6 protein-coding genes are annotated in these 4,990 nt (G+C 49.9%); all 6 read left to right on the top strand.

All coding sequences use genetic code 11. The features are described from left to right. Positions 1–173: 173 nt before the first annotated feature. The 6 genes from GF409_00595 (at position 174) to GF409_00570 (ending at position 3,603) form a co-directional block, all read left to right on the top strand. Positions 174–371 (top strand): hypothetical protein, encoded by a 198-nt coding sequence (locus tag GF409_00595; GenBank protein MBD3425708.1) that lies wholly within the window; start codon positions 174–176, stop codon positions 369–371. After that, a complete protein-coding gene (locus GF409_00590; protein MBD3425707.1) occupies positions 372–581 on the top strand; it encodes a hypothetical protein in 210 nt (69 codons plus the stop codon). 51 nt (positions 582–632) lie between these two features. Further along, positions 633–1,022, top strand: a complete 390-nt coding sequence (locus GF409_00585; protein MBD3425706.1) for a hypothetical protein — start codon at positions 633–635, stop codon at positions 1,020–1,022. Then, positions 1,012–1,215 (top strand): hypothetical protein, encoded by a 204-nt coding sequence (locus tag GF409_00580; GenBank protein MBD3425705.1) that lies wholly within the window; start codon positions 1,012–1,014, stop codon positions 1,213–1,215. The genes GF409_00585 and GF409_00580 overlap by 11 nt, the downstream gene beginning before the upstream one ends. 96 nt (positions 1,216–1,311) lie before the next feature. Further along, the gene (locus GF409_00575; protein MBD3425704.1) at positions 1,312–1,770 is read left to right on the top strand and encodes a hypothetical protein; all 459 of its coding nucleotides are present in this window, start codon (positions 1,312–1,314) and stop codon (positions 1,768–1,770) included. Between the two features lie 3 nt (positions 1,771–1,773). Next, positions 1,774–3,603 (top strand): hypothetical protein, encoded by a 1,830-nt coding sequence (locus GF409_00570; GenBank protein ID MBD3425703.1) that lies wholly within the window; start codon positions 1,774–1,776, stop codon positions 3,601–3,603. The last annotated feature ends 1,387 nt before the right edge of the window (positions 3,604–4,990 follow it).

The following is a 4,990-nucleotide window of genomic DNA, read 5'->3' as shown; positions in this document are numbered from 1 at the left end:
GGGCCGCCAATCGCCGATATTATGCCGCCAATAAAGAGCGCGCCCGGCGTTACTATCAAAAGAATAAGGCCCGCATCAAAAGAAATGCCCGTCAGTGGAAAACTGACAACAGGGAGCAATATCTCATTCAGCAACGCACCTACAACGTTACTAAACGCAATACCGATTGAACAATGGAAGACTTCGTGTTAAAACTCAAAGCCGCCCGCGCTGCTATGGTCGATTACATTCGCTTTTATGCCCAGGAGGCCGGGGCAGACCTTACCGGATCACTTGACCAGCGCATTGTCATGGAAAATGCAGATCGCATGGCCAATTTCATGGTTGATCTTCAGAATCTTAATAACCTGATCAAAAAATACGACCGTTAAATGAAAAGGGTACGGCGAAAAATTGCCGCCGCTTTGACGGCGCTGGAAGACGAGTTAATTCAAAGGGAAAAAACTCAGATACGCATCAGCAAAAACCTGGCCGGGACTGTTTACGACCAGCGTTTCCGCTATCATACCGAATTACTTTTAAGGCTTCAGGCCAGCCTCCAGGAAATCCTGAGCCTGGTCGATGACATCCTGGAGGATTAGACTCTCCAGGTGTATTTATTTTCTATTTATTCACTTAATCATTTTTGTATTATGGGATCATTCAGAGATTTGGCCGCAAAGGCCGAAAAAGCGAAAACAGCCGCTCGCCTTACACCTGTGTTCAAACAGTTTGAAAAGGCTGGCGACGAGATCATCGGCGCGTATATTTCTCATGCCGCCGTTGGTAGTGAGGGCGAGGGAAAGCCCTACAATCAGTACCTTTTTGAGACCGACGAGGGACTGGTAAAATTTCACATGGGTAGCGCCGCTGATACCGAATATGCAGCCCAGTTCCAGAAGGGCAATGTTTATCTGGTCCGCTTCCAGGGTAAGGAAGCGATCAAAGGCGGGCGCACCGTTAACAAGTTCGACGTCTTCCAGGTAGGTCATGTAACGGACGTCGAAGGCGCTCCCGTGGATGCTGGATCAGATGGCCAGTAGAACCACGCGCAACAAAATCCGTTTCCAGGCCAAGTCCGCATTTGAGGATATGGTGCGGGTCCAGGACCACCTGGCTGGGATCGCAGCATTGGCAGACGACCGGTCGCCTCATATCGACAATAATCTGCCTCAGATCATATTGGCCCAGGAAACGGTTATGCAGGCCTTTGAGAAGTTTATGGAAGGCCTCTAATGGTTTGATGCCTCTGAAGGGTAGAAAGTCGCTCAGAAACGACCTTTGACCCCTTCAGGGGCTTTTTTCTTATAATCTTAATACCCCCAAATACAAATGCCATTATCTAGAGCGATAGGGCGCATGATCCTGAAGGAATTGGCCCCGGCCGGTTTGCCCATTGACCGCATGATCGCCATAGCGCGCCGCGGCGGAGGCGGATACCGTTACCAGGACATGCGTAACGATGCCCGGAAGTTTACCGGGAGAGTCAAATATCAGGGTGCCATAGAGCGCCTGAGTTATAACGATATTGTCCCGCGCGGCTGGATGGTCGAAACGGAGTTAAAGCAGCCCGCCCGTTACAGGGTATTTGGTAAGGCCACTTTTTACGACGAAGACAGCGGGCAATACCTAAGCAAAAATGTCAGCTTTTACACTGACGACCTGGCAAAGACGGGCGATTACGGGCAAAGTTTTTTCGACACTTACCAAGGCAGATACGAAGAAGAAGACTTCCCCATAATGGAATTTAAGGTCACTGGGATGGAGCATAACGCCGGATGGGGATATTAGCCTATGGCAGACATACTGAAGCCTCAGAACATCGACCAGCACCCTCTAAAGCCTTTGTCTGGCAGTTATGTCCCGTCTGTATGGCTTTTTGTGGATACAGAGACGCGCCCCCATGTTTCCGGGGACGTTACCGCTCATTTCTTTCAGATGGGCTGGTCATGCCTGTGGATACGTCCCAAAGGCAAAAAGCGAGGGACTCAGGACTGGGTGTTTCACTCCAGTGCCGAGGTATTTAATCAGTACCTGGACCGTATATTGTCCCGTTTGGGCAATGTCATGCTGTTGGGCCATAACATATTTTTCGATCTTCAGGCCTGTGGTTTTTATTCCTATTTTTCACGCTCCGGCTGGTCCCTCCAGTTTTATTATGACAAAGGCCTTACCTACATCCTTCGCTGTGAGAAAAAGGGTAACGTTGTCACTGTCTTAAGCACAACTAACTGGTTTGACCAGTCACTTGAAAAGCTGGGCCAGCAACTTCGTTTCCGTAAACTGAAAGTGGACTTTGATACGGCCACCTGGGATGAATTGAAAGTATATTGCCGCCGCGATGTTGAGATCATCCTGAAGGCTATGCAGTATTACATACGGTTCATTGAGTCGCATGGCCTGGGCCGTTTCTCCCTTACGAAGTCGTCCCAGGCTTTTACCGCTTTCCGGTCCCGTTTCATGTCCCGGAAAATTTATCTGCATCGCGAAAGTCACATAAACGACCTGGAGCGCTCAGCATACCTCGGAGGCCGTACCGAATGTTTTCAGCTGGGGCAAATCGACCGCGGCCCTTTTGTCTCTTTGGATGTCAATTCCATGTATCCATACGTTATGAAGGCTTTTAAGTATCCTTACCAGCTTGTGAGTTACTTTGAGAACATCGACCCTTCACGGCTGGAGAATTGGCTCAAGACTTACGCGCTCATTGCAGAGGTCGAGGTCAACAGTAACGACGCAGCGTATGCCGTTCGTTATAAGGGTAAAACAATTTTTCCCGTCGGTCAGTTTACGTGCTTTCTCACCACAACAGGTATACGTCACGCTTTGCGTCACGGTCACCTGGTCCGGGTTTTGCGCGTTTCCGTGTACCGTCAGGCCGCTATCTTTGAGGATTACGTCGATTACTTCCATGATCTGAGGTTAAAGTATAAACGTTCAGGCAATAAAATCATGTTATTGCTGTGTAAATATATGCACAACTCTCTGTATGGGAAATTTGGACAGTTAAAAATGGTATCGGAGATTGAAGACTTACCAACGGGCGATCTGTATGAGCGGGAGGATATTTTCAATATGGTTACGGGTCACATGGTTACCGTTACCCGCTTCATGAACCGTGAGATCATCCAGTACCCTGAAGGCGAGGGCGAACATTCAGCGGTAAGCATCGCCGCACATATCACCGAAAATGCCCGCTTCACTCTTTGGGACATCATACGGCAAATAGGCACCCGCCGTGTGCTTTACTGCGATACCGATTCGGTAAAAATACGCACCCGCGATTTGGATCGCCTCACCTGGCCTGTTCATCCCAGCGATTTAGGCGCCCTCAAAGTTGAAGACCGCAGCAAGTCCCTTTATATCCAGGGTCCGAAGAATTACCGCACTGAAACAATGCGTAAAATTAAGGGCATACCCAAGCGAGCAGAAGAAATTGAACCTGGCGCCTTCCGGTTTAATACCTTTGTGCGCCAGGTTGGTCATATGCGCACCGGGCAAATCGAGGGCGTAAAGATGCAGACCGTCACCCGGCGCTTAAAAACGCCTTACACGAAAGGCGTTGTATTGCCTTCTGGCAGGGTCAGGCCGTTTCGTTTCCCCGGGGAGTTGCCGCCTTTTTAGCTGCCTCAGCATTTTTGCGGATGTTCGCCGCCTTTGCCTTCGATGCATCGGTAACGTCGCGGGTTTTGATTACCAGTTCTTTTAGCCTGTCATTTAGGTTTGGCATAGTTTGCTTCCTGTTGGTAACGCTTGATATTTGTCTCACTGTATCCCATGTCTGCCAGCGCCCCGGTAAACTCTGTCTCAGTAATGATGCCCAGCTTGTACCAGTTTTCAAAGTCCGTCCGTGACGGCCCTCTGGCTCCCTGGGCTATCTCTCCCTTCAAATCCTCCAGGTAAAGGCTTACCACCTCATCGCGAAAACCATGCCGGGCCATGTAACTGCGATAGTCACCCTCTTGTATCAGGCCTTTAACGAGCATGCGGTCCAGGTCCGTTTTGCTGGGTATGGATTCATACTTGTATTTGTCCAGTTGCCAGGACTCACTCATCAGGTTGACGGTATCCCCTTCCAGGCCCAGCTTCAGCAGCCTCTCTTTGGCCGTTGTCAGGGATATGATCGACAGCATGAACCTCTCCCTGGTATTGTCGATGTCAACTTTCTGGCGATCCTTTTCCCTTTCCCAGTCCTCCAGGGTCAGGTAATACTCTGCCAGGTCGTCTGAATATCCCTGTGCTTCCAGCAGTTCGCCCGCCGCCCGCCTTGTGATCAGTCTCTCCCTGTATGACTCCAGCACCGCGCCCCTTGTAAGTTGTTTTTCTTTGTCACGGTTAAAGCGAAGGGTAAAGTTGACCATATTCTCCGCTTTTTTCGGATCATACCCCAGGTCCAGGTAAGCCGTGTAAAGGTCTTCATCACTCAGCACCCCCAAGTCATGCATGCGCCTGACATCAACGCGGGTGTAAGGCTGGAAAGCTATTTGCACCAGTTTATCCCTCCAGAATGAGGGTATTTCCACGGCCCTGAAAAGCAAGTCCAGGGTTTTATTGTCAATCACTCCCCGGTGCAACATTTCATACCCCTGTTGGATTGAAGGCTGGTCCCAGTGTGCGATCCAGTATTTTTGCGCCCAGGCCTGTGAGATACCCTGTTGTTTCATCCACTCTATTTGCTCAGTAGGAAATTCTTTGTCCAGGCCCAGCTTTTTGTATATGTCCGGCTCGAAAGCCTCTTTTGCCACCATGGCAAATAAGTCCTGGGGCGGCGGGATCAGTTGCCATGTCTGTACGATCTCTTTTGTACGGGTATCCGTGTACCCCAGTTCACGCATCCGCTCATACATGCGATCACTGTTTATGATCCCTCTCAGGTATTGCATCCTTACGATGTCCAGCGGCGTCCGGTTATAATTGCTCAGTATGATATTGTCTATCTGAGCATCATCATATCCATGCCTTTTGAGTTGCGCCCGGTTCTCATTGCTCCGCTTAGGGTCCAGGATCATTG

The sequence above is a fragment of the Candidatus Omnitrophota bacterium genome (genome assembly GCA_014728045.1).
In the GTDB taxonomy this organism is placed as follows: Bacteria; Omnitrophota; Gorgyraeia; order Tantalellales; family Tantalellaceae; genus WJMH01.
This window is presented reverse-complemented; position numbering and strand designations above follow the sequence as displayed.

What these genes read in the sequence shown, in the direction of transcription:
- GF409_00595 (MBD3425708.1), top strand. Translation starts at nt 174, where the DNA reads ATGGAAGACTTCGTGTTAAAACTCAAAGCCGCCCGCGCTGCTATGGTC.
- GF409_00590 (MBD3425707.1), top strand. Translation starts at nt 372, where the DNA reads ATGAAAAGGGTACGGCGAAAAATTGCCGCCGCTTTGACGGCGCTGGAA.
- GF409_00585 (MBD3425706.1), top strand. Translation starts at nt 633, where the DNA reads ATGGGATCATTCAGAGATTTGGCCGCAAAGGCCGAAAAAGCGAAAACA.
- GF409_00580 (MBD3425705.1), top strand. Translation starts at nt 1,012, where the DNA reads ATGGCCAGTAGAACCACGCGCAACAAAATCCGTTTCCAGGCCAAGTCC.
- GF409_00575 (MBD3425704.1), top strand. Translation starts at nt 1,312, where the DNA reads ATGCCATTATCTAGAGCGATAGGGCGCATGATCCTGAAGGAATTGGCC.
- GF409_00570 (MBD3425703.1), top strand. Translation starts at nt 1,774, where the DNA reads ATGGCAGACATACTGAAGCCTCAGAACATCGACCAGCACCCTCTAAAG.